Origin of the sequence: Vibrio cyclitrophicus, from assembly GCF_024347435.1 — a bacterium.
Taxonomy (GTDB): domain Bacteria; phylum Pseudomonadota; class Gammaproteobacteria; order Enterobacterales; family Vibrionaceae; genus Vibrio; species Vibrio cyclitrophicus.
Genome location: NZ_AP025481.1, coordinates 1,151,426 through 1,174,805, shown reverse-complemented (window position 1 = coordinate 1,174,805; position 23,380 = coordinate 1,151,426). Strand labels below are relative to the sequence as shown.

General features: G+C 42.2%; 22 protein-coding genes. 10 read left to right on the top strand and 12 right to left on the bottom strand.

Annotated elements, in window-relative coordinates; genetic code table 11:
* Positions 1–11: 11 nt before the first annotated feature.
* Together OCW38_RS20050 and OCW38_RS20045 are read right to left on the bottom strand one after the other, a co-directional pair.
* Positions 12–686 (bottom strand): YoaK family protein, encoded by a 675-nt coding sequence (locus OCW38_RS20050; RefSeq protein ID WP_010431200.1) that lies wholly within the window; start codon positions 684–686, stop codon positions 12–14.
* Between the two features lie 140 nt (positions 687–826).
* Positions 827–1,309 (bottom strand): GFA family protein, encoded by a 483-nt coding sequence (locus OCW38_RS20045; RefSeq protein ID WP_171341986.1) that lies wholly within the window; start codon positions 1,307–1,309, stop codon positions 827–829.
* Positions 1,310–1,341: 32 nt separating this feature from the next.
* Between OCW38_RS20045 and OCW38_RS20040 the strand changes: the two genes are divergently transcribed.
* The 3 genes from OCW38_RS20040 to OCW38_RS20030 all read left to right on the top strand — a co-directional run bounded on the left by OCW38_RS20040 (position 1,342) and on the right by OCW38_RS20030 (position 4,046).
* Entirely contained in the window at positions 1,342–1,995 is a 654-nt protein-coding gene (locus OCW38_RS20040) for a hypothetical protein (protein WP_016768799.1), read from the top strand.
* 124 nt (positions 1,996–2,119) lie between these two features.
* The gene (locus OCW38_RS20035; protein ID WP_010431194.1) at positions 2,120–2,419 is read left to right on the top strand and encodes an isoamylase early set domain-containing protein; all 300 of its coding nucleotides are present in this window, start codon (positions 2,120–2,122) and stop codon (positions 2,417–2,419) included.
* Positions 2,420–2,753: 334 nt separating this feature from the next.
* A complete protein-coding gene (locus OCW38_RS20030; RefSeq protein WP_010431192.1) occupies positions 2,754–4,046 on the top strand; it encodes a peptidoglycan DD-metalloendopeptidase family protein in 1,293 nt (430 codons plus the stop codon).
* A 166-nt stretch (positions 4,047–4,212) separates the two neighbouring features.
* Here OCW38_RS20030 and OCW38_RS20025 read toward each other — a convergent pair whose 3' ends face one another.
* A complete protein-coding gene (locus tag OCW38_RS20025; protein WP_016768797.1) occupies positions 4,213–6,060 on the bottom strand; it encodes a putative bifunctional diguanylate cyclase/phosphodiesterase in 1,848 nt (615 codons plus the stop codon).
* Between the two features lie 141 nt (positions 6,061–6,201).
* Complete coding sequence (locus tag OCW38_RS20020) at positions 6,202–7,116, bottom strand: LysR family transcriptional regulator (RefSeq protein WP_010431185.1); 915 nt, start codon at positions 7,114–7,116, stop codon at positions 6,202–6,204.
* Positions 7,117–7,225: 109 nt separating this feature from the next.
* Between OCW38_RS20020 and OCW38_RS20015 the strand changes: the two genes are divergently transcribed.
* The 3 genes from OCW38_RS20015 (at position 7,226) to OCW38_RS20005 (ending at position 9,298) form a co-directional block, all read left to right on the top strand.
* Positions 7,226–8,431 carry a multidrug effflux MFS transporter gene (locus OCW38_RS20015; RefSeq protein ID WP_010431182.1) on the top strand — a complete coding sequence of 402 codons (1,206 nt, stop codon included), beginning with the start codon at positions 7,226–7,228 and terminating at the stop codon, positions 8,429–8,431.
* A 98-nt stretch (positions 8,432–8,529) separates the two neighbouring features.
* On the top strand, positions 8,530–8,880 hold the full coding sequence (locus OCW38_RS20010) for a hypothetical protein (protein WP_010431179.1): 351 nt from the start codon (positions 8,530–8,532) through the stop codon (positions 8,878–8,880).
* A 283-nt stretch (positions 8,881–9,163) separates the two neighbouring features.
* A complete protein-coding gene (locus OCW38_RS20005; protein WP_010431176.1) occupies positions 9,164–9,298 on the top strand; it encodes a hypothetical protein in 135 nt (44 codons plus the stop codon).
* A gap of 133 nt (positions 9,299–9,431) precedes the next feature.
* Here OCW38_RS20005 and OCW38_RS20000 read toward each other — a convergent pair whose 3' ends face one another.
* The 3 genes from OCW38_RS20000 to OCW38_RS19990 form a co-directional block, all read right to left on the bottom strand.
* The gene (locus tag OCW38_RS20000; protein ID WP_016768796.1) at positions 9,432–10,052 is read right to left on the bottom strand and encodes a glutaredoxin domain-containing protein; all 621 of its coding nucleotides are present in this window, start codon (positions 10,050–10,052) and stop codon (positions 9,432–9,434) included.
* A 74-nt stretch (positions 10,053–10,126) separates the two neighbouring features.
* Positions 10,127–11,011 carry a DMT family transporter gene (locus OCW38_RS19995; protein ID WP_016768795.1) on the bottom strand — a complete coding sequence of 295 codons (885 nt, stop codon included), beginning with the start codon at positions 11,009–11,011 and terminating at the stop codon, positions 10,127–10,129.
* Positions 11,012–11,166: 155 nt separating this feature from the next.
* On the bottom strand, positions 11,167–12,165 hold the full coding sequence (locus OCW38_RS19990) for a porin (RefSeq protein ID WP_016768794.1): 999 nt from the start codon (positions 12,163–12,165) through the stop codon (positions 11,167–11,169).
* Positions 12,166–12,538: 373 nt separating this feature from the next.
* On the opposite strand from OCW38_RS19990, the gene OCW38_RS19985 reads away from it, so the two are divergent.
* Positions 12,539–13,555, top strand: a complete 1,017-nt coding sequence (locus OCW38_RS19985; protein WP_010431167.1) for a succinylglutamate desuccinylase/aspartoacylase family protein — start codon at positions 12,539–12,541, stop codon at positions 13,553–13,555.
* A 313-nt stretch (positions 13,556–13,868) separates the two neighbouring features.
* Here OCW38_RS19985 and OCW38_RS19980 read toward each other — a convergent pair whose 3' ends face one another.
* The 4 genes from OCW38_RS19980 to OCW38_RS19965 form a co-directional block, all read right to left on the bottom strand.
* Entirely contained in the window at positions 13,869–14,588 is a 720-nt protein-coding gene (locus OCW38_RS19980) for a DsbA family protein (RefSeq protein ID WP_010431163.1), read from the bottom strand.
* Between the two features lie 93 nt (positions 14,589–14,681).
* A complete protein-coding gene (locus OCW38_RS19975; RefSeq protein WP_261895918.1) occupies positions 14,682–15,251 on the bottom strand; it encodes a protein disulfide oxidoreductase in 570 nt (189 codons plus the stop codon).
* A 3-nt stretch (positions 15,252–15,254) separates the two neighbouring features.
* Entirely contained in the window at positions 15,255–17,318 is a 2,064-nt protein-coding gene (locus OCW38_RS19970; protein ID WP_016768793.1) for a protein-disulfide reductase DsbD family protein, read from the bottom strand.
* 994 nt (positions 17,319–18,312) lie between these two features.
* Positions 18,313–18,561: a hypothetical protein gene (locus OCW38_RS19965; RefSeq protein WP_010431154.1), complete on the bottom strand. Its 249-nt coding sequence runs from the start codon at positions 18,559–18,561 to the stop codon at positions 18,313–18,315.
* Between the two features lie 252 nt (positions 18,562–18,813).
* Here OCW38_RS19965 and OCW38_RS19960 point away from each other — a divergent pair, with 252 nt between their 5' ends.
* A complete protein-coding gene (locus OCW38_RS19960; protein WP_016769344.1) occupies positions 18,814–20,418 on the top strand; it encodes a mechanosensitive ion channel family protein in 1,605 nt (534 codons plus the stop codon).
* Positions 20,419–20,613: 195 nt separating this feature from the next.
* Complete coding sequence (locus tag OCW38_RS19955) at positions 20,614–21,447, top strand: RecX family transcriptional regulator (RefSeq protein ID WP_010431150.1); 834 nt, start codon at positions 20,614–20,616, stop codon at positions 21,445–21,447.
* 39 nt (positions 21,448–21,486) lie between these two features.
* Here OCW38_RS19955 and OCW38_RS19950 read toward each other — a convergent pair whose 3' ends face one another.
* On the bottom strand, positions 21,487–22,281 hold the full coding sequence (locus OCW38_RS19950) for a response regulator transcription factor (RefSeq protein ID WP_010431147.1): 795 nt from the start codon (positions 22,279–22,281) through the stop codon (positions 21,487–21,489).
* Between the two features lie 260 nt (positions 22,282–22,541).
* Between OCW38_RS19950 and OCW38_RS19945 the strand changes: the two genes are divergently transcribed.
* Positions 22,542–23,300, top strand: coding sequence for a DUF3187 family protein (locus OCW38_RS19945; RefSeq protein ID WP_016784256.1), 759 nt, complete (start codon positions 22,542–22,544; stop codon positions 23,298–23,300).
* Positions 23,301–23,380 lie beyond the last annotated feature (80 nt).

Below are 23,380 nucleotides of genomic sequence, written 5' to 3'. Positions count from 1 at the left end.
TTGCCAGATATTTATAGGTTGGCCTGTGTTTCAGTTCGATAGGTAAGATAGAGCCAATAGATAAACGCAATAATGAAAGCAAAAGAGGCAGGGAAAGCCAGTGCCAAAATTTCAAAGCGCTGGAATAGACAAGCTCCGGTTAAGCCACCAAATAAAAAGCCAACCACAATGAACATCAGTAGCTTGCCTTTGCGACGGTCAAAAGGCACTCCCTTTAAGCCTGCCCCTATCATTATCCCGAGATCTGTGATGATACCGCTCATGTGCGTTGTTCTAATGATCGCGCCACTGTAGGTCGTGATCATAGCGTTCTGCAAGCCACATGCTGCTGAAGCGAAGTATTGGCCTGACGTGTAGCCTTGTAACAGTGCCCATAGTGATAAGAATAGCAATCCGCCTTCGATACACAGAGCGACACCATAGCGACGTCCTAGTTTCAATGCTTGATTCTCAATAAAGAACCCACTGAACGCGGCACCCAACATAAAGCTCATAACAACCAACAAAAGATGTATAGATGCAGACGTTGGGGTGAGTAAGCTACTGCCCAACAAAGACATGGTGCCCGATATGTGTGAGATGGCTTGGTGTTGGAAGCCGAGCAGCCCAATAGCGTTAACGCTGCCAGCAAGGCCTGCTAACAGTAAAGCGCCGTATTCAACCCAGCGAGGTAGCTTTGAAATCATGTGGTTCATTCCGGGTTAAAAGAGGAGCAAGATTATAACGCTAGCAAAAAGATACGCTAGCGTTGTCTAGCCATCATATTTGATCTTAGGCAACAGTATTGCATTTGTTTCTAGCATAGCAGTTTGTCGAAACATTACTGTTAGCTGTACTGGTTCATTTGATGTTCAAACTTAACCCAGCCATGTTTTCTTTCCTCGTAAACTGAAAAGCTCGGTAGCGGGAAATCTTGTTCTTTAAATAATCCTAGCGGGACGATGTAAAAATCGGCGGCGGCAACGGATTGTAAAAGCATGGTAGTGCCGCACTTAGGGCAAAATTGATAGGTGACTTCATTACCAGTGTCACTTATGCGAGAAAAACGAGTCACCTCTCCGTTTAATGTCACTTGATCTAATGGGTATCGAGCTTGAACTCCAAATACACTTCCAGTTCGTTTCTGGCATTCGTAGCAGTGACAAATAGAGGTTTTTTGAGGTTCACCTCTGCATACTAGGTTGACTGCTCCACAGCGGCATTCGCAACTTCTGATATTTCTATTTTTAATATGATTGATATCCATCCATGCTCCACTTCTGGTTAACCCTGTATTGATAATTATACTAAAGCCATTTATGGTCTGCACAACTGGATGAAAACAAAAGAATATAATTGCTCATGAAAAAGAAAATCTTACCAATACCTCTGATTTTACTGATTCCCATTGTCATGCTAGTAGTGGTGATCTTGGCGGGTATTTATCGCTTTAGCTTAAGTGATGAAGAGATCTTGGCGAAGTTTCCTTCATCTCAAGTCACTTATGACTCTTTGGTTGAAGAAGTTTTTGATTTGAAGACGACCAATCCATGGACAATTAAAGTGCCTGAAACCAACGCATTTGCTTTTATCAAGGAATTGGATACAACAAGATCAATTGCTTTTGGTCGTTACGATTCGGGAGCAGAACGTGGTGTGGTGACGGTCGACACTAAAAATCTTTTAGGTGTTACGTTAGGGCAGGCGAACTTCTTTGTTTCACCTATGTGGGTGTCGAATCAAGGTAGCGGCGTATTTTACTACCTAGGTCTGTTTAAACACGATAAACAACGAAGCCGAGTTGTGTTGGTCGATCAACTTTTTTTGGGTGATCGCATACAGATTCAAACTTTAGAAGTGACGAATGCACAAAATCTTCAAACGGAAAATAAACTCACTGGGGAAGGTTTTATCGGCTTTACTCAGCATTCTTTGGAACAATCATTTACAGAACCACCTTCTGAAAAGGTATTAATGAGCTTTTCTTTTGATACGCAATCAATTGGTAAGCAATAAGGTTTTTGTTCGCGGAAGGATCTGTTGTTTATGTGAGCTAAATTACATATTATCTTAAATAGACGAATGAAATTTAGACACACTTTGCTTTGTGTCTGCTTATTTTTACAAATGGAGCTTGCGAATGATTAATAAACGTTTTTTTAAGACGAAAGATGAAGTGGAAGTGACTTTTGAGCTAGAAGCTCAAGAAGCGAATTCAGTATCCATCGTTGCCGACTTTCTTGATTGGAAGGCGACGCCAATGAAAAAATTGGCAAAAGGTAAAGTTTACAAATTTAAAACTCGTTTGCCTAAAAATGGTGAATTTCAATTCCGTTACCTAGTTGATGACCAACAATGGGTGAATGATGCGGATGCAGATCGCTATATTGCGAATGAGTTTGGTGAAGATAATTGTCTAGTTTCGACAGTTAACGCCTAACGACGGCACCTTACGTTTTGCTTATTTTTCGGGAAGGAGGCGTTGTTGTTCTAGGTACTTCTTTTACTTAAATAAACAACTAATTCGCTTCGGTTATTAATCAAGCGAAACGGAATAACGTAAATCAATAAAAAGCAGAAGCTAGCCGTTTCTGCTTTTTTGTTTCCAAAATCAGCGGTTAATTTTTTCATAAAAATGTCTTTCCTCATTAACGGTAACTCAATGACTTAGCGATACAGAGTAAGATTCGCATCATATTATGACAATGCATTGATGATTTATGCGTTTGAAAAGCATATCCTAGCCTTTTATATCGTAGAAAGACCTGTTTACCGTGTATTCAAAAATATTTTCCTCTCCGTTTGCTGAGCTTTCACCTGTAAAAAAAGTAGCGATTTTAGGACTGCCACTTATTGCAGCGATTGGTGTTGCTTTGCAATCTTCGCCATCGGATCTGACGAAAACCGTCGATCTGAATTTACCGGACTCAACGGTTATTGAGTCAATTCTGTCATCTTCTTCTGTTACTGCTATTGAACCGCCGACGTTTGAGTATCAGATACAAACTGGTGATAACTTGAGTAGCATTTTCACTCAGCTTGGATTTTCATATAAATCGATGATGAGTGTGATGGAAACCGATCTAAACTTCCTTGCGTTGGATACGCTTCGTCCTGGTAATACATTGCGCTTTTGGCGTAATGAGGCGACAGGTGATCTTTCCAAAATGGAACTTCAATTTAGTGTTGCTGATAAAGTGGTTTATCGACGACTTGAAGATGGCAACTATGAATTCGAAGATATCTCTATTCCTGGTGAATGGAAACAAAAGCCTCTAGTCGGCGATATTCAAGGTAGTTTCTCGATGTCGGCGAATAAAGTCGGTTTGAGCAGCATAGAGATCGACCATATTGTGACTCTTCTTAAAGACAAGCTGAACTTTAGCCGAGACTTACGCGCTGGCGATCAGTTTGAAGTGCTTCAGAAAGCTCAATTTGTTGATGGTGTTGCTACCGGAAAACGTGAAATTGAAGCAATCAAGATCATCAACAGAAACCGTGTTGTATCTGCTTATCTTCATACCGATGGCCAATATTATGATGCGGACGGTGATAGCCTACAGCGTGCTTTCCAACGTTATCCCGTGAGTAGCGGCTGGCGTCAAAGTTCTCAATTCAACCCGAAACGTCTACATCCTGTGACAGGCCGAATCTCACCACATAACGGTACAGACTTCGCGACGCCAATTGGTACGCCAGTTCAAGCAACGGGTGACGGCAAAGTGATCATGACCCGTAAACACCCTTACGCGGGTAACTACGTGGTGATTCAGCACGGCAGCACTTATAAAACGCGTTACCTGCATTTAAGTAAGATTCTCGTGCGTAAAGGACAAACGGTATCGCGTGGCCAACGTATTGGTTTATCGGGTAAAACGGGCCGAGTGACGGGTGCGCATTTGCACTATGAACTTATTGAGCGCGGTCGCCCTGTTAACGCGATGACTGCGAATATTCCGATGGCAGATTCAGTGCCTAAAAAGGAAAAAGCAACCTTCATTGCCGCTCGAGATGAAGCCGACAAGCTGTTAAAGAAAGCCCTAGAAACGCAATCTAACAATAGTTAACGTTAACTGGTTTACTTGTCTATATCGTTGAATGAAGCTACCTAATAAAGCCGTGAGTAATATGCTAAACAGCTAAATGGTTTAGTTGATATACCGCGGCTTTTTTGATTATTGGTTGCGCTGAGGTCCACTTGTTGTTGATTTCTTGGAGTATGAACGCTTACGGTTACTCCGCAAGAGATTCTGAGTGAGTCACATGACTGACTATCGCTTCTGGTCGCATAGGCGGCGAGTAGAGATACCCTTGGATTTTGTTACATCCCATTGCGTGCAACTTTTCTAATTGTTCACGCTTCTCAACACCCTCGGCAACCAATGATACGTCTAGCCTGTGAGCCAGCTGAATGATCAACCATACGACGCTTTCTGAGGTCGAGTTAGTGAGTAAGTTTTGAATGAAAGTGGCATCAATTTTAATGCAATCGATAGGGTAGCTGTGAATGTAATTTAAGCTTGAATAACCTGTGCCAAAATCGTCGAGTGCAATGGTAAAACCTTGCCCTCTTAGGAAGTTTAGCGCTGATTTCGTCTCTTGTGTCGGAGACAGAAGCACGGTTTCTGTCAACTCAATAACAAATTCATCAGCCTTAAAATGGTGCTGTTCGATAGTCCGAGTTAGGTAGGAGATATAGCGCTTAGAGTCGGTAAGTTCATGTGCTGAACAATTTATCCCAAGTTTAACTTTGTAGCCTAATCCTTGCTCCAATATCGTTTTCGCATGGCATACTAGTTCTATAATACGTTCACCCAGTTCAACAATTTGACCTGATTCTTCCGCGACTCGAATGAACTCTACCGGAGAGATATCTCCGTGTTTGGCGGTCTTCCAGCGAGTAAGTACCTCAAAATATCCCCATTGTGTTTCGCCTTGATCAACGATTGGTTGCACCACCACGTACATTCCATTGTTGCTAGGGTGAAGGCTCTGTGAAATCGGGTTCGCAAGCTCACTTCGTAATGCTGCGATCAACTCTGTTTTTCTTTGATAGCGAACTCTCAGGTGAGTGTCATAACACTGAATGTGGACATCTTGGTTTCGTTTGCACTCTTTTAGCGCCAAACTGGTGTTGAATATTATCTGTTCTACATCTTTATTATCGCCGTCTGAGCTAGCAATACCGATGCTAACGTCGAATTCAATCTTGATGTCGACGCTACTGTATCCTTGCTTTATCTTAGCTAACACCTCTTCGCATACGGCTATGGGATCGGAATGATATGTGATAAAAGCAAACTCATTTCCGGCTGTTCGAAACGTTAAGTTGCTTTCCGGCAATGTCCGGCGCAAGATCTCGGCGAGGTGCTGCAGCACTTTATCGCCAATATAATTGCCGTGAATATCATTAATTGCTTTAAAGCTGTTGATATCTAGCAGCGCTAATGTGAATGGTGTGACGCTTTGTTGAGTGATCGACTCTAAGGTATCAGATAAGCAACTGCGGTTTTGTAAGCCAGTAAGACTGTCGTGTGAGACTTCATAACTCAGTTGATTGACGAGTTGTTCAGAACGATCGTTAAACCACATTTCTCTCAGTGTGTGTATGATGATGTCTGCAAACAGTTGATGATATTTAATTGCATCTTGTTGTTGATCCGGAGTTAGAGGGGAAGTGAATGTTGAAAATAACACCCCCATCACTTCACCACTCTGAGTACGAGTGGGAATCGCGATTGAATTCTGTGATGTTATTTCTTGTCTAAATGCCGATGTTGGTAGCGACTGAACGATGTGTTGAGCGAATGAGCAGTCTGGGTGTTTTTGATTAACTGCTTGCTGATAGATATGCCTATGACGTGCGTTGATTTTGTCACGCAAGACATGGTCCGAATGGGCTATGACTAAGGGAACCGTTTGATCCGGAAAGTACTTTTTCTCTATGATACTGGTGTATTGAGTACCAAATGTTTGATGCAAAGTAAGCACGGCCGACTCTAAAAGGTCGATACCTTCCAATTTAAGTAAACGTCCAATACGCTCGGTATCTATCATTCTGTTGTGTGCATGTTGAGTCATAGTCATCATCCGTAGCTAACCAGAATCAGTATATAAACTGTGTTTGTACAAGCCATATCGTTAAATCTTGAATATGTCTAATCTATATGCGTCTAGTTTATTATCGGCCGTGTTATATAATTTTTCAAACTCAGTTGCGACTTATTTCACAGAATCTAATTCAAAAATCTGATTACTACGCTCTTTGTTTAGCCTGTCTTTAAGATGATCCAAAAATAGCTTTGTTCGTGTATGTGAGTAATCAAGCTTAGGATAGTACGCGTAAACCATCACCTCATCCGCCGTTATATTTGGTAATACTGGAACTAATGTCCCTTGTTTCAGATCCTCTTTTATCATTGCCTTAATGGTTAAAAGTACGCCCATCCCTCTCTTGGCTGCATGAAATAAGGCCTCTGGGTTTGTGGTGGCAAAATTCCCTTTGAGAGTAATGCGTTGGCCTTTGGTTAGTGTTACTTCTCGAATAGGGCGTTCTCCCCATATTAGCGAATTGTGCTGCTCTAAATCTTGCTCGCATGTTGGGTAGCCATGTTGGGCTAAGTAACTTGGCGCGGCGTAGAATCCAGTTTTGTGCTCAAACAAAGCGCTTTTTTTAAAGCTTAAGGAATTGAGTTGTTCCAGTTCACGACTGATCACGAGGTCCAAACCCAGTTCGGGTAATTGACCCGGTGTAGTAGTGATGAGCTGCACCTTAATATCTGGGTACTTTTCCAAAAAGTCATCCAGATATTGCACGAGAAATTTAGACCCGACAGCAATGGTTGCTCCTATCTTTAACAAGCCAGCAGGGGTTTGGTTGACCGAACGAGTTTCATCGATAATTGACTGCCAACTATCGAGTTGATCTTTAGCTCTTTGATAAAAGAGTGCCCCGGCTTCAGTTTGGCTAATTGAGCGGGTAGTGCGTTTGAGTAATTGAGTACCAATACGTTCTTCTAACCAATTAACCCGTTTGCTAATCGCTGAGCTGGTGGTATTCAGCTTACGTGCAGCACCATTGAAGCTGCCTTCTTCAACGACCCTTACATAGCTTTGTACGTTAAGAATCCAATCCATATTGTTTCCTGTCAAGACCTAATCAAATTCCAATTAGGTCAATTATCAATTATTGGTTTTGAATGTAAACTCATTTCTACGAGTAAAAATCAAACAATGAGGAAAGTTTTTGAGCCAATCGACCTTTAAAAAAACACCATTACTTCTCGCAATGATGATCATCGCGACGGGCCAGGTGGGCGTGAGTATTTATCTTCCGTCATTACCATTAATTGCCACAGACCTCAGTGTTACCCAAGTGGACGTTCAGTTACTAGTTACGCTGTTCCTTGTCGGATTTGGATTGTCTCAGCTTTTTTATGGGCCTATGTCTGATGCTGTAGGAAGAAGGCCGATTTTTTTATTGGGTCAAGGTATTTACTTGGTTGGCACAATCGTTTGTTTTGCTTTTTCTGACAATATGACAGCGTTGGAAGTCGGGCGGTTACTTCAAGGCTTAGGGGCGGGCAGTGCGTCCGTATTAGGGCGTAGTGTTCTTAGAGACAGTTATGATGGCCCTCAGTTAACCAAAGCTTTATCTTACATTTCAATGACCGCGTCTATCATGCCAATTATTGCGCCAGTATTTGGTGGTTGGATTTCATTTCATCTAGGTTGGCAGGCGGTATTCCTATTCGTTTTACTGTATTTGTTAGCCATATTTATCTTGGGCTACTTTGTGTTACCCGAGACTCTTCCTTATGGAAAAAGTCGTTTTGATGCGACTCAAGTTATTAAGAACTATGGACGTTTTCTGACCAATCGACAAGTAATCAGTAGTGCGAGTTACAACTGGATGAGTTATCTGGCGAGTTTGGTGTCGCTTTCGTTATTCCCATTTTTAATGCAAGAACAATTGGGATTGACGGCTGCTGAATATGGCTCTTTGATGATCGTCCCCTCGGCTGGATTGTTGATTGGTAGTGTTACGTTAAATTTGCTCAATCGTAGGTTCAGTACGCCGCAATTGATGAGCCTTGCGATTTTGATTATTTTGGCTTCTGGAGGTTGGCTGCTTACGCACGAGCTAACCATTTTTAACCTCGTGTGGGCTTTTACTTGGTTAGCGATAGCTCAGGGGATCTCTTTTCCTCTATCGATTAGCATGTTGTTGGAACCCCACAAGAAGCAAGCTGGTGCCGTGTCGGCTTTATCGGGCTCTATTCAAATGTGCTTGGCTGGCTTATTCGGTGGGTACTTGGTCGAAAGGTGGGTGACAACTCACCTGCAACTTGGTGTGTTTTACCTGGTCATTGGTGTAGGGATGGGTTGGGTTCTTTGGTCTTCAACGAGATTGAATAAGAAACTCGACGTGACTGAAGTGGAGTACAGTTAAGCACTTAGCTTACTATGCTCTAACGTAATATCGTTAGGCGTTGTATTTGTGCTGCTGGTTTCCTACAATGCTCCGGTCCATTTAATAGGTAAAACAACATGCAGCAAAATGAATTTGAAGTATTGGTAAAAGCTATCTGCGCACTAGATAGCCTGCCTCAAGCACTTGAGCTATTGAAATCCAATGAGGATACAGAAGTCGCTGAGGCTGCTGCATCACTAACTGGTCAATTTTCGCTAGCTGAAGTTGAAGGCGAAAAGCGTATTTACCACGTGACGCTTCAAGAAAATGAACTAGGCGAAGAGCAAGAGTATATCGAACATGTCATGAATGAAGGCGATGACTTAATTAAATTTGCAGCTTGGTTCTTTGAAACTATGTTTGAATTGAAACAAAAAGATACGTACCAAATTGCTGGAAAAACTTACAGACAGCCAAAGCGTAGCTAGGGTTTCTAAGTGAAATATTTTAAAAGCAGCTCAAATGAGCTGCTTTTTTTATAAATTTCGAATCCACCTCTTTAACTTCAATAGACTTAATGCGCTAGGTTTAGTATGAATTGTATTAACTCGTTAGTATAAAATTGATGATGTTGATGAAAGCTGCGGTGGGAACCTGTTGGTTGCAATGTCATTAGTAATTTTGCATTAAAGTGTGATTTGGATCTTGTTTTTGGGGGTTTTACGTGTAGAATCCGCACACAAGAAAAGTAGATGATGTGCGGAGATAAGCATGAATTACGAATTGGGCCACGCATACCTTGGCCAAATGGCAGCAAAAAACATGATGCATGAAGCATTGTATGGTACATCAAAGCCAAAGAAGCCATCATTCTTTAAGCGAATGATGAAGAAAATGGCTAAATAAGCATTTTCAGAAACGGAATTTTAAAAGGCCTTAAACTCGATGAAGTTTAAGGCCTTTTTCGTTTTAGCGATGGATGAATGTCATCGCCGAGCTTTTTTGTGGATGGACACAAAAAACTTATATGTTAATCATCTTATTCGTTAACCGATTGGCTGGATAAGTCGACAACGTTGTTAGGAATGGTGTCTAAACCATTTTCTTTCATCCATGCTTCCAAGTTGTCGGCACCGCCGATGTATTTTCCATCAAGCCAGATTTGAGGTACGGTGACGGGTGTTTTCTCACCAATGTGCGCTTTCACTTCAGGGATCATTCGATATAAGGCTGCGCTATCTTTTACAACATCGTGGTATGTGTATTCGACGCCGGCTTCATCAAGCATTTTTTTTGCTTTGACGCAGAATGGACAGGTCGCTTTGCCGTAAACAATGTTGCCTTTCAAGCTGTCTCGCTTAGTCCACTCTTTAATGACCGACTGAACTAACACGCCGCGGTTAAGTGCTTCACCTTGACTAACAACTTTACCTTCTACAACTAGGATTGGAGCATGCCAAGAACCCAGTTTTAAAGGTTCCCACCAGTGAGATAACCAATCTTTCACTTCCAGCTCTACATCAACGCCTGCTAACTCATTCTCAAAAGTATCCTTCAGAATGTCTTTGGTGAGGGTACATTCTCCACATGGGATGTTTATTTTAAATGGACCCCAGCTGCCTGCCCAACGGTATAGTGTGATCTTGACTGGTTTCTTCATGGCTACGACCTCGTTTAAATTCTCTTATCAATATAGAACGGACAGCAGAACTATTTATTTCATTGGTCCTAAATTTACTTTATTTTCGCCGGCTTTTTTGTTTCCCAATGGGTAATAAACGCGACTGATGCAATAATAATAGCGGCTCCTAGCCATAAACGACCAGGTGGAACCCAACTAAACACGATCCAACCTGCTAATACATTGAGTGGAAGCTTAGCGTGGTCAAATGGTTGAACAAAAGAGGCATCGGCCACGGAGTAAGCTTTCACGATTGCCCATTGTGCAAGCGCAGTCATTATGCCAATGATAATTAATATTCCCCAGATAGTGCCTCCGCTTGGAGTTTGCCAATCAGGCACAGCAAGAAGAAGGTTAAAGGGTGTAATCAAGAGAAGCAGGTAAACCACCATGGTTGAAGGACTATCTTGTGACGAAAGTTTCTTCACCATCAGAGAGTAGCAAGCCCAGAAAAAAGCGGCGCCAACGGGTAATAGTGTTGCCCAACTAAAGTCTTCGCCCCATGGTTCAAGGATGACCATCGCACCAACGAAACCGGCTAAAGTTGCCCCCCAACGAGCTGCCCCCACTTTTTCTTTCAGGAAAAGGCCAGAACCTATAGTTGCAAACAGTGGTGAGGTCATGAGCAGGGCTATGCCTTGCCAAATGGGTACAGGGTAAGCAAGTGCCCAGATCCAGAGTTGGATACCAATAACTGATAAGAAAACACGGAATACGTGCATTTTTAGATTGTCGGTTCTGAGTGCACGGCGAATCCCCAGTGTTTTTAGGTATGGGAGAATGGCGCACAATGCAATGGCATATTGGATAACGGCGACGGTGGTAGAAGTAAGTCCGAAATGAATACTGGCGACCTGGGTTAAGCTATTAATAACGGCAAAGGCTAAGCCTGCGGTTAGCATCCAGCTAGCGCCTTGGATCGGATGATGTTGTGACATGATGCTTCTAATTCTTTGATGTGGTCTGCGTATGATACGGATTTAGCACCACTTAACCAGAAAAAGCATTGATGAAGTTCGTCATAATATTTGAATATGAAAAAAGGTTGAGCGATTGCCCAACCTTTTTACTTTCAATCTAAAGTCGATTTAGGTTAGAAGTCGTAACGTAGACCTAGGCGCAGAGAATCTTCGCTTTGTGTTTCTAGGCCTGAAACCTTCACATCGTCTAGGTTGTTTAGTTGGTAAGCAACGTATGTACGGATAGATTTGTTGAATTTATAAGTCCCCGTTAGTTCAAAGAAGTCAGCTGTGTCTACAGTTAAGTTCTGTGTCGCGTCTTCTTCTTGTTTTTGGTACAAACCCGCCAGTTCAAATTGGTCTGTTAGCTTGTACTTAACAGCAACTTCCACACCTGAGAACTCAGTTTTTGATTTGTCGTCTAGGTCGCCCATTGTATATGTCGCACCTAGGTATAAAGCATCCATTTTGTAATTAATACCAGCGATTACAGCCGTTGCCGAACCATTACCAGTACCGTTGTCATTACCTGAGTAGCCAAGACCAAAGCCTAAACCCATTGGTAGTGTGTAAATACCAGAGATGCCGTAACCGTCAGTGTCTTTATCTTCACCTGCGATAAAACTTGCTTTCAAAGAAAGCGCGTCAGCGTCGTAAGCGTATACAAACGTGTTGTTTACCTGTTCGTCGCCAGCGTTGATGAATGCTTTTTGGTCACCAGAGTAGATAGTAACATCTGACATTTCCGAAATTTGAGCAGCAGCTGTATCTTGACGGCCTACCGAAACAGCACCAAAATTACCTTCTAGGCCTGCGTACATATAACGTTGTTTGAAGTTATCTGTCTTATCGTTATCAGCTGAAGATTTCACGCTTTGTTCTGCTTCGTAGAAACCAAAACCTGAGAGGTCACTATTGATTTCTGTAGTACCGCCAACGTTCAAACGAAAACGGCTTTTATTTTCCATTGTACCTTCGATTTCTTCACCGCCTGAACCAATGAAATCACCACGGAATTCTGCGCGACCGCCAATTTTAAGTTCAGTACCATCAGAGCTGTAAACTGTTGCTGCTAGAGACGAACCTGAAACTAGTGCCGCTACGACTGCAGAAGCTAAAACTGCCTTATTCATAATCACTTACCTTGTATTTTAAAATCCGTGAGCAATGTGCTCTCCGTTTCGATATGAAGCTAATTTAGAGCAGCTAAATTACGCTTTCATTTCTATAAAATTACATTTTCGTGAATGGGGAACTTTTTACGTTTTGATTTTATTGCACTTTTATTTCCAATACCTAAACGGTTTGTGAATGGTACGGTCAATCATGTGGGTTTGAGTGCTGACTTTCGAAAAGACGTTTTTGGATCAGTGGTGACAGGATGAGTGATTTTTACGCTCAGATTCGGGTTTGCTCATCCGATTAACTGTTTGTGCTGGTTAATATATCCTCTATGATGCAACAACTTAGAAAGAATAGTTTTGCTCAACAAGATGGAGACGTTGGATGAAAACAGAGTACTTAGGCGATGTTTTACAAGGTAGGCAGGTTATTGGTTCCTTGAATGTTGAAGACTTACCCGCTGGAGAGCATCAGTTTTGGTTTCAAGTAACCAGTGATGGGTTAGGGCAACCTAAGAATATGCCTGTTTCTGTTTTTAAAGGCAGTCAAGAAGGCCCTAAGCTGATGATTACTGCTGGTATTCACGGTGATGAGCTAAATGGTGTGTTGGCTGCTCAGCAAATTATCAGAGACTTAGTAGGTAAAACTCTCAAAGGTACGGTAACGATTGTGCCTACTGTGAATTTGTCTGGTTTGCTGAACCATAGCCGTGATTTTATATCTTCGGATCCGGGTTCTTGCCCGGCCAACCTCAATCGGCTCTTTCCGGGGGATGCGAATGGCCTAGCTGCGGAGCGCTTTGTTGCGTCTTTGTGGGAGCGTTTGCTTAAGCATAATGCTACCTTCGCCGTCGACCTCCATACTCAAACTCGTGGTGCAGTCTACCCGCTTTATGTGTTTGCTGATTACCGAGTCGAACAATGTTTGGAGATGGCGAGACTGATGCAACCCGATTGCGTTCTGAATGACCCTGGCGACCCCGGTATTTTAGAAACGGTTTGGAATCGAAGTGGAATTCCGAGTGTCACGGTGGAAGTGGGTATGGGGAAATTTACTCAACCTGACATGATTCAACGAGCAGTAGGCGGTGTTTTTAACATGCTGTCTTATTATGAAATGTTCGAGATAGACCGACATAACCCAGACAAAATGCAATTGCCGAGCATAGATTGGGTAGAGGGTAATGACGTGGTTTCTATCCGCGCTGATATTGGTGGCTTCGTATTGCCACAGGTTGAACTTCTACAGAGCGTAGAACAAGATGATTTGTTGGCCATCCAGTATGATGCTTTCGGCAATGAATGTCGTCGTTATCGCGCGCCATCTTCTGGCCGTGTACTCAGCTATAATGTCGATGCGTTAAGGGAGCCGGGTGCGCTTGTTTGTCGCTTGTTAAGTTAGGATTATATCTATTGGATGTTTCCGTGTTAACGCGATGTGTCGCTATTTAAACACGCAAAAAAAGACCGAGCGAGGCTCGGTCAAAGGGCAGTTGTCTAGAGTTAACACGTCTTTGACTCTTCGACAGAACTACTTTTAGGGTAGCGAGGCTAGATTAAGAACCCATTGCAAGATAGTGACACTTCGACTGCTTTTCTGTTTCAAATATAATACTGAAAACATTATCTTAAGCTCATCAAAAAGCCGACTGCGAGTTACGCTAGTCGGCTTTTTATTTACTTCTCTTTTGAGTCTTTGTCTCTATTAGGCTCGATTAAAAAGCGTCATCTACAATATCTTTAAGTCGGTCGTAAGGCACATAACCCGGTAATACTTGCCCATCTATCATTAAAGTCGGTGTCCCTGTTAAACCAAGAGCGCTAAAAGTTTGGTGGTTTGTCATTAGCGTTTGGTTCTGTTCAGCAGTTGTGTTTAATTGGTCTTCAGTTCCTGTTCTTTTAGCGACTGCTTGTAGTGAGTTCTTAGTGTGACTACCGCTTTTGGCCATAAGTAACCGACTGACCTCTTGGAATTTCTCCGGTTGTTCTTTCCATACTTTCATCGAATACAGAGCTGCATTTGTGTCGAGACCATTAACTTGTTGCTGCTTAAAAGACAGGAACACATTGATGATCTTAATATCACTATTTTCAGCTGTGAGTTGAGATAGGCCTTTTTCTAAGCGTTTGCAATATGGACAGTTATAGTCTGTAAAGTTAATGATAATCGATTTGCCTTTTGGATTACCTGATACTGGGTGAGCGTCATTGTTGTATAGCCAGTCATGACTGGTTTCCTGGGCTTTTTTAGCTTGCTCTTGGCCTGCAACATATCGTTGTAGGCTGGTATGTAGGCCTGAAATGGTCGCAGGGTTGTCTTTTAGAAATTGGTTAATTTCTTCAAGTTGTTGAGTTTGTTCTTTATTTAATTCGGCAAAAGCGCTGGCGCTCATCAGTGAGCCAATAATCAACGTGCTTATAATGTGCTTTTTCATTTCAATTCTCTAATTTTGGTGACCGCTAGAGGTTCGTTTGTGCCTATAGCGATTTAATTCTAGTTATAAGTGGGTTAACTTTTACCTTTTTTATTAGGAAAAGTAGGCTCTTAGCCAAAGCCCAATAGGGGAAGTAACACCTGTTGCGATACTGCTTATTTTTCCATCTTTGATGATGACAATGCTTGGAGTGACATTGATTCTCCAATCTCTACTGATCGAACCTGAGACATCGTTGATGGTCGGAAATTGATATTCTTTGGCATCTAAAAACCGCTGAACACGTTCGTCTTGCCCAGATGACAAGGCGACTGACACTATTTGATGGGTGTCGCTGAAACTGTTGACGGTTGGACTCACAAATTTGCAGGCACCACACCATGTTGCCCAAAAGTAGACAATCACGGGTTTACCATTTTTGCTTAGTTCGATAACGTCAATATCTTCGCCTTGGAGCGATTTCCCCACGATTGGAACGGCGTTGCCCTGAGGCATACTTCTGCTATGATAAAAATCCATCGCAAATGAAACTACGCCAACGATCAGTATCATTGAAACCAGTTCCTTTCCCCACTTCTTAAGGCTACTAGACTTCTTGGCTTTACCCTTTACAGCGTAGTTTTCAGTCGTGCGAGATTTCTCTTCATTGTTGGGAGCCTTCATTACTTACCTCGCAGCATCGAGAGTTTGAACGACAGTATCGCTGTCTAGAATGATAGGTAATGGGATACCGCTTTTATAGCTTGGCCCGTAGACGATATTAAATGGCACACCAAATCGCCCATTACTTTGTAGATATTGAGTGACACTCTCACTAGGTGTTGTCCAGTCGCCTTTCATCAAGACAATGTCTTCTTGTTGTAGGTGGTTGTAGACAGGATTTTGAAGAATGACGCCGATCTTGTTGGCTTTACAGGTGATACACCATTCTGCTGTTACATCAACAAATACCGTTTTGCCTTGCTCAACGAGCTGAGGGATTTGTTTCGAGTCAAGCTTCTGCCAAGCAAGGTCATCAACAATTGGCGTTGCCCAATTATCAGCGGTGACACTGCCTATGATTAAAGCCGCACCAAACACAAGAGTAGTGGTAGCCACTATAGGGATAAGGACCTTGCGACCTAACTTACGGCCAATCCAAATCAATACTGAAATCACGATGGACAGTGACATTAATATTGTTGAAAACTTGCCAATAAACGGCGTCATCAAGCTGGCTAACCATAAGCTGGTGGCAAACATCATCAAACCAAAGATCAGTTTGACCTTGAACATCCACGCTCCAGGTTTTGGTAGTAGCTTAGTCAAATTAGGGAAAGTTGCGAAGATTAACCAAGGCGCACTCATGCCTATGCCTAAAGCAATGAAGATCGCCCACAGTTCTTGATAGCTCGCACCTAGTGCATAAGCCACAGCCGTACCTAAGAATGGTGCGCTACATGGTGTTGCTAACAACGTCGCAAACATGCCTTGAACAAAGTGGCCTGAATGTGAGTCATCGCCTTTGGTTGCTATCCAAGTGTTTAAACCCGATGGTAGTCTGAATTCGACTAACCCAAGTAAGTTAACCGAGAACAGCAAAGTGATGATCAGCATGAATGCAATGAACCAGACGTTTTGGAATTGGATTCCCCAACCAATCGCGTTGCCACCCATTTTTAGAACGGTCATGCCAAAGGCCAACAATGCAAACGAGGTAATCACCCCCATAGCCGAGGCTAAGAATGAGATTCGGATATGACGATTTGATGCGCCTTGGTTGTGAATGATGCTGTTTAATTTCATTCCTAATACTGGCAGTACACACGGCATAATATTGAGTATCAAACCACCAATTAGGGCAAATCCAAGCATTACCCCTAAGCCATTATTGCTCTCTTGGTAAGTGATTGGGGTAGATCCAACCGGTGCAATCATCTCTTCCGCTAAGTTGGTGTCAGAAACGGTGATGCTCACCCTGCGACTGGTTAAGTCGACCTCTCCAAGCCAGTTGCTAACATCGTAGACAGCGGTCAACGTATTACCTGTAATATAGATCGCTGGTTGAGCGAAGAAGTCATCGATTACTTCTTGGCCGTCGATCAGCACCTGGGGCTTATCCCAACCTTTTTTACTCGTTAACTGGGTCACCAGTTGTTGCTTACTCTTGTCCCAGAACAGTCCGTTAACTGAGGTGCGATTCGCTTCTCTTGGAGATTGGCTCATGCCTTGATTGAAGAGGAACATTGCTTCCTCATCGAGCTGCAATGTTTGCGTGTCGATAGGGAGTTCGATGTCATAGTCAGTCAAAACACAGATATTCGTACAAGATGGAAACGAGAGAGAGGCTCTGAATACCGCAGGTTGCGTGTTGTCTTTTAGCGTTAAGGTAACCGGAAAGCTGACGTGTTTTTTGTAACCTAACGTCATCACACCGAGCTGCTCGTAGTACTTAGGAATAGGCCAGTGCCAGTTTACAGACTCTATATTCGTTGAATCAGACCAGTCCCAGCTTGGTGGGATTCCGCCTTCACCGGGGCTACGCCAATAGGTTTTCCAGTCGCCGTCTAGCTCAACATCCAATATCGTCTGAACTGTTGAACCGTCATCTGACTGTTCACCCGTCGACATCATTCGTATTTTTACAGGTGGATGCTCTGGCGCACTTATCCAGCCCGTAGTTTGCGCTAAAGCAGTAAATGACGCCATAGCCAAAATGGCAACGACGATAGTTTTCGTGCATGCACGCATGCAGAGTGCCAACGAATCGACAAACTTAGTTAGTAGTGTGTTGTACACAAATGTATCTCCAAAAAATAAATAAAAGGGTGGAATAGCCCGGTTATTTATTCTCTAAATATACAGTGCTTTAGATGTAACCGAAGTTTTGTAGGTCGAGAAGAGCGATGGTTGTCTCTGGATAATCTAGAGATGTGAGGTGGCAAGTTGAATGCGACAGCGAGAAGTAGGATAAAAGGGGTCAGCCAGCCCGTTTTAGGAGTGGCGAAAGTTAGCATTTTTGAACTTAGACTGCAGGAACTTGAATTTGGTGTTGTCAGTGTTTTAGACGCTTCAGCACCAAAAAAATTGGCGTATAGCGTTGCCATGTTGTCTGAAAATGTAACTTGAGTTTTAGAGGCGTTGGTTTCTGCGTGAGCCGGCTTTTCTCCCAGAATCTTAGTTTCCGTGAGGGCCTGTGTTTTTGTGCTAATTAGGATTGATTGATCACCAGCCGATGAAGGTAGCATTACTTTTTTTGAAGACAGCGTACTCGCCAGACAGGTTACGATAACCAGTCCAGTAAGGAGGAGCGCCCAGAGTGAATGCTGTTGCCGGCGGTTCTGTTGGGATAAAAAACGTAGTGGTGTGCTTTGCAAATCAGTCAGTAATCAAATCAGTAATTGAAATAGCCAGTAATTGACATAGTTAGCAAGCTAGTCGAGTTGCTGCTAGCTTAGATAACTTTTATACGTGCCACAAGTTATAAAATTGTCAAAGTAAAAGGGCTGCATAAACGTCAGCTCTAACAACTCAGGCATCGAGGTCTGACTTAAGTTCACAATAATCTTCTCTTTTTCCCTTTTCGCTGATTTTTTCAGCAAAGGAGGGGTGCCGGGGAGTAGCGTGAGCAAGCCGCTAATAGCTGGCACAAAAAAGTCCAACCATTCGTTAGGAATTAAGTTGGACTTACTTTATTCGGCTTTGTCATCTAATGCTTTGAACTACGAAGCATTACGAGAGTGTCTTAGTGATTGCGACGTGGGCCGTTACGAACTAACTCTTTGCCATTGTCAAAAACTTCTTTGGTGATCCAACGAGCAAGCAGAACTTTATGGCTGCTGTTGAATACGGCAACGAAGTGGCGACCATCAGCGTTATTGGTTGCCATGCCCACGCCTTCAACACCTTCTAGGCCGAGACCGCCAGCTTCAACTGAAATTAGGAATTGTTCTAGCTCTTCTAGAGACTCAATAATATCAAGTTCGTTGTTCATTTTTATGCTCTCTTACTGTGAGCCAATATCGTATTTAGAGGCGTTTTAGTGCTGCGCCTGAGTGAAGATATTGGTCGTTGTTCTTTGTTGGATGCGTACTCTACAGGTCATAAAGATGGATTGGAACTGTCAAATATTAGATGCGGGTTTATTTTTTGCTAATTTTTAGCACAACATACGTTTAAATGCTTGTTATCCATCTTCTTTTTACTACTATTTATAAGGTCAATTTAGACATTAATAGGAATTAATATGATGAAGGTTTGGCGTTGTCTATTGTTGATGTTGACGCTTGTCGCATTTGGAAGTTTTGCACAAGGCGTTGATAAAATTGCAGAAGCACAAGATCAGCTAATGCTGGATCTAACAACATTAGAAACCGCGCATGATGCTGAGAAGCCGTTTCTAGAAGATATATTAAGACGAAAGAACCAAGCACTTCGTGAGGAGATTTTTTCCCAGTTATCCTCCGATAAAGAGGAAGGGTTAGATACCGTTCTTGCTCAGCAGGTTGAACTTTTACAACATTTACTGTCATTGAACGAAGTTAAGATTGTCTCGATGAGTAAAGAGAATCGTTCGGCTGAAGGGGATGCTAAAAAGCGTCTTGAGCTGCTGATTCAAAAACGAATTGGGATGATGGATGTCTACTATCAACAACTCTCTAAAACTTTAAGTTGGTCGAAAGAAAGAGGCGTCGATGTAACGGCCGCGGAAAGCCAGTTAAAAGCGGCATTGCTTTCTCGTTCTCAATATCTCACTAATGCGATTCTTTACACAGACACTCAGCGTCAAGATCTAGAACGCCGCTTGTCTTTTGTTAGTGAAGAAGAAAAAGCGACGATCAAAACTGAACTAGTACGCTTTAGCGAACGAACCAGTGTCATGGTCGCCAGTTTAGAGAAAAACATCTCTATGATGGCGCCATTTGGTGTGGATGTGACGTCTTACAAGCGCATCCTATTGGCGACGACAGGGGACATTAATGCTGACGTACTGGATGTTGATGTCGCATTAGATCTATTGGATAGCTGGTTGCGTTCGTTTAGTTCATGGGCATTTGAAAATACTCCTTCTTTTGTCGTCAAGCTTGCACTGTTCTTGGGTATTTTGTACGTAACTCGGCTTGTTGCCAATGTTGCTCGTAAGACGGTCCGTAAGAGTGTTTCGCATTCAAAAATGGATTTCAGCGTATTGATGCAAGAATTTTTTGTATCCATCGCCTCTAAAGCTGTTGTGTTTATTGGTTTGCTTATTGCCCTATCTCAGATAGGAATAGAGCTTGCACCATTACTTACTGGTTTTGGTGTTGCGGGTGTCATCATTGGTTTTGCGTTACAAGATACTTTGTCTAACTTTGCATCAGGTTTGATGATCTTAATCTATCGTCCTTACGATGTTGGTGACATGGTTAAAGTGGCTGGCGTGCAAGGAACGGTAAAGGACATGAGTTTAGTGTCAACCACGATTCAAACTATCGATAACCAACGCTTGGTGATCCCTAACAATAAGATCTGGGGTGATGTGATCAATAACATTACTGCAGAGCGTGTTAGACGTGTTGACATGGTTTTTGGTATTGGTTATTCCGATGATATCGATAAAGCAAAAGGTGTGTTAAATGACATCATTCTTGCGCATCCTTTAGTGCTTAAAACACCAGAACACATGATCAAGCTTCACACCTTGAATACGTCTTCGGTTGATTTTGTAGTGAGACCTTGGGTTAAGACTGAGGATTACTGGGATGTATATTGGGATGTGACGGAAACTGTAAAGAAACGCTTTGATGAAGAAGGCATCACGATTCCATTCCCACAACGCGATGTACATATTTACAATCACGAAGAGAATTAGCCGGAAGAGCCAAAGAGTGGTTTGGAGGCCGTATTCTTAATGCTATATCAAATGGACGCTGAATAGCGTCCATTTTTATTGGGTACTATTGTTACTGAGTTTCCGCTTATCTTGAGCGGCATTTCTGTATCTAGCTTCACCCGCCTGAGAATTAAGTTATGATGGGGTAGGCTTAGTTTGGACAGTTGAAACCGAATGGATGATTTACAGCAAAAAACGAATACTAGAAATACAACGGTAAGAAAAGCGATACGAATCGAAAGTGTTATGAACTCTGCGATGTGGCATTTAACTCAGAGAGATATGACAGAAAGCGAGCTGATTGCAAAGCTCAAAGTGAAAACCGACAATCAAGAATGGATCGATGAAACTTTGGGCACCTTGAAAGGCTTTGGGTATCTCAAGTCTGACCAAGTGTTTGCAGAACAATTTGTGGAGCAAGCTTTTTCTGGTGAATTTGGCTCTCGATATATTGTTGAAAAATTGAAGAAGAAGGGCCTAAAGGACTCTGTGATTTCTGATGCCATCCATAAGGTGTCCTTTGAGAAATCAATTGATGAACAAAACATCTTAATAGATCGAATTAACCACTATTACACAAGCTTTACCATGAGCCGTGAAAAGCTTGTGGCGACACTGCAAAAGCGCGGCTTTAGCTATCAACAAGTTAAAGTGGCGATTGATCAGCACCCGCAAGCCCATGAACTTATGAGTAACATGCAAATTAAAGCAGAGAAGGCTGACTTAGAGAAAGAAGTGCTTAAGTATGCTCGTAAGGGTAAAGGCTTGACTGCTATCCAGCAAGAGTTGAGACAAAGACAAATCGATACCAGTGAACTGCCATCGTTAATCGACCGATTGATTAATGAAGAGCAACTGGATTTCTACTCTTCTTGTTTAGAGCAGTTACAGAAAAAATCCTATGATCTTAATGACCATAAAGAACGCTCTAAAGCTTATGCAATGTTGAGTCGAAAAGGTTTCTCTTCTGATGAGATCAAATTTGCTCTGAGTGAAGGTAACGAGTAACAGGCGGTATCGAGCTTAAGACATATCTAGTGCCTTATTTTAACGTGTCGTGTGTATGTTTTCTGTAAGACCTAGGCCATTACGTAAGGCGAATTGAATGAGCTCGTTATGGTTATTTAAATTGAGCAGTCCAAGCATTCTATACTTATGAGATTCTATGGTTCTTGAACTTAAGTGAAGTTGCTCTGCGCAATCTTTTGCGCTAAACCCTTGAGCAATCAGCGCTAAAACTTTGGTCTGCTTTTTTGTCAGTAATAGTAGCTTATCACTGTCGTCTTCTAGTCGGTTCTCATTCTGTTTTAGCGTTCTAGCTAGTGTGGAATGTTGCCAGTAACAAAGCCAAACTTCACAGACTAACTTTAAGCGTTTGATGTCTTCTAAGTCGAAATTGGTGTCGGCATCGTGAAAATTAGTAAAAGACAATGCTCCCCAACGTTGATTAAATAGCTGTAGTGGTATGATACAGTGCCAACGTCCCCCTTCTTTGTACAACTGCTTTAATACATAGTTATTGCTGTTTATGAGCTCATCTTTTGAGAAGGTTAGATAGGTCTCGTTAGTCTTCAAAAGCTTTAAGTAATCAAGATAATTACCACCAATGAGGTTCTTCTTGTTAACTGGAGGAATGTGTTTTTTGGAGACTGAGCACGTTTTGCCATCTTCTAATAAGACCATTGAATTTGGATAAAGTGTAAGACGATCAATACCAAACCAATCAAGTACGTCAAAGCTCGCTTGCGACCAAGTTGTTTGAAAGTTGTTTGGGTCACTATTGATCAAAGTTGCAGATTGCTTCATTAATAATTGTTCAAAGCTATAGTTAGAAGCGCTCACATTTTTTCCTTATCAATCGTTCGGCTACTCATTCACGCGCTGAAGATATTCGCTAAAGCACGACAGCGCAAGTTAACATTACAAGATCGCGAAGGTGTTCTAAGTTCTCTTTTTTTATAACGCTTTATTATATGAGGCATGGCGAAAAGCCGTACTTTTACTGCAGCAATTGAACGGTGTTTTTTATAGGCTCAAGAATTTTAATTCTGCCATATAACCCTGTGATTATTTTAAGAACACTACTGACCTTATCATTGTTGATGCTAACTTTTCGTACAGCACTAGCGTCTCCTCTGTTTGTTTATGCACAATCTCCAATACATTCAAATGTGCTTTCAACTCAGCTTCGTTCGGCTCAACCTAACAGAGCAGGCACTATTGAATTCAAGTCCTCTTATACTCAGGCGAGTATATGGGCTCATACGGGTACTTATTCACTCGATTATTATCAGAATCAATCCACCATGGATTTTAACAATGCGGGTGTTCATGTGTCTGACTTTGAAAGTGATGATTTAACTAATGCGCTGACTTTTTACAATGAACTACTGCTGTATTCTAGAGGGCCAATGTCGCTCTCGGCTGGTGGTTCGCTGTTTTATAACAATGTAAAAAATGGGCTGTTTGCGAGAACAAGCTTCGAGCAAGGTATTCAACTCAACTACAGCTATATCACGCCAAGGCATAGCATATTCTCCACCCTCGGGCTCGTACATCGAAACAGCGATGGCTCTTCTGTGAGAGATGAAAACCTAAGCCCTGAAAACCTAAGTACAAGTTGGGCGATAGGGTATGAATACCGGCTTAACCAACAACACAGTTTGGTTATAGAGTCTCTCAACTATCAAGGTTGGGCGAGTAATGATCCTGATTTTTCAGAAACCTCTAACGAAGTGGTCGTTGGGTATCGATATCGTTTGTATCGACTCGCGGTTGAAACCTTGATAGTCGAAAACATCCGTAACATGGATAACAGCACGGACATCGGCTTTACACTCGGATTGCGTTTTTCTATATAAACGACACATTAATATATTCTTATTTCATGAAATTCACCAAAGCTATAAAATTTCAGTAAATTTACGGTATATCAATAACA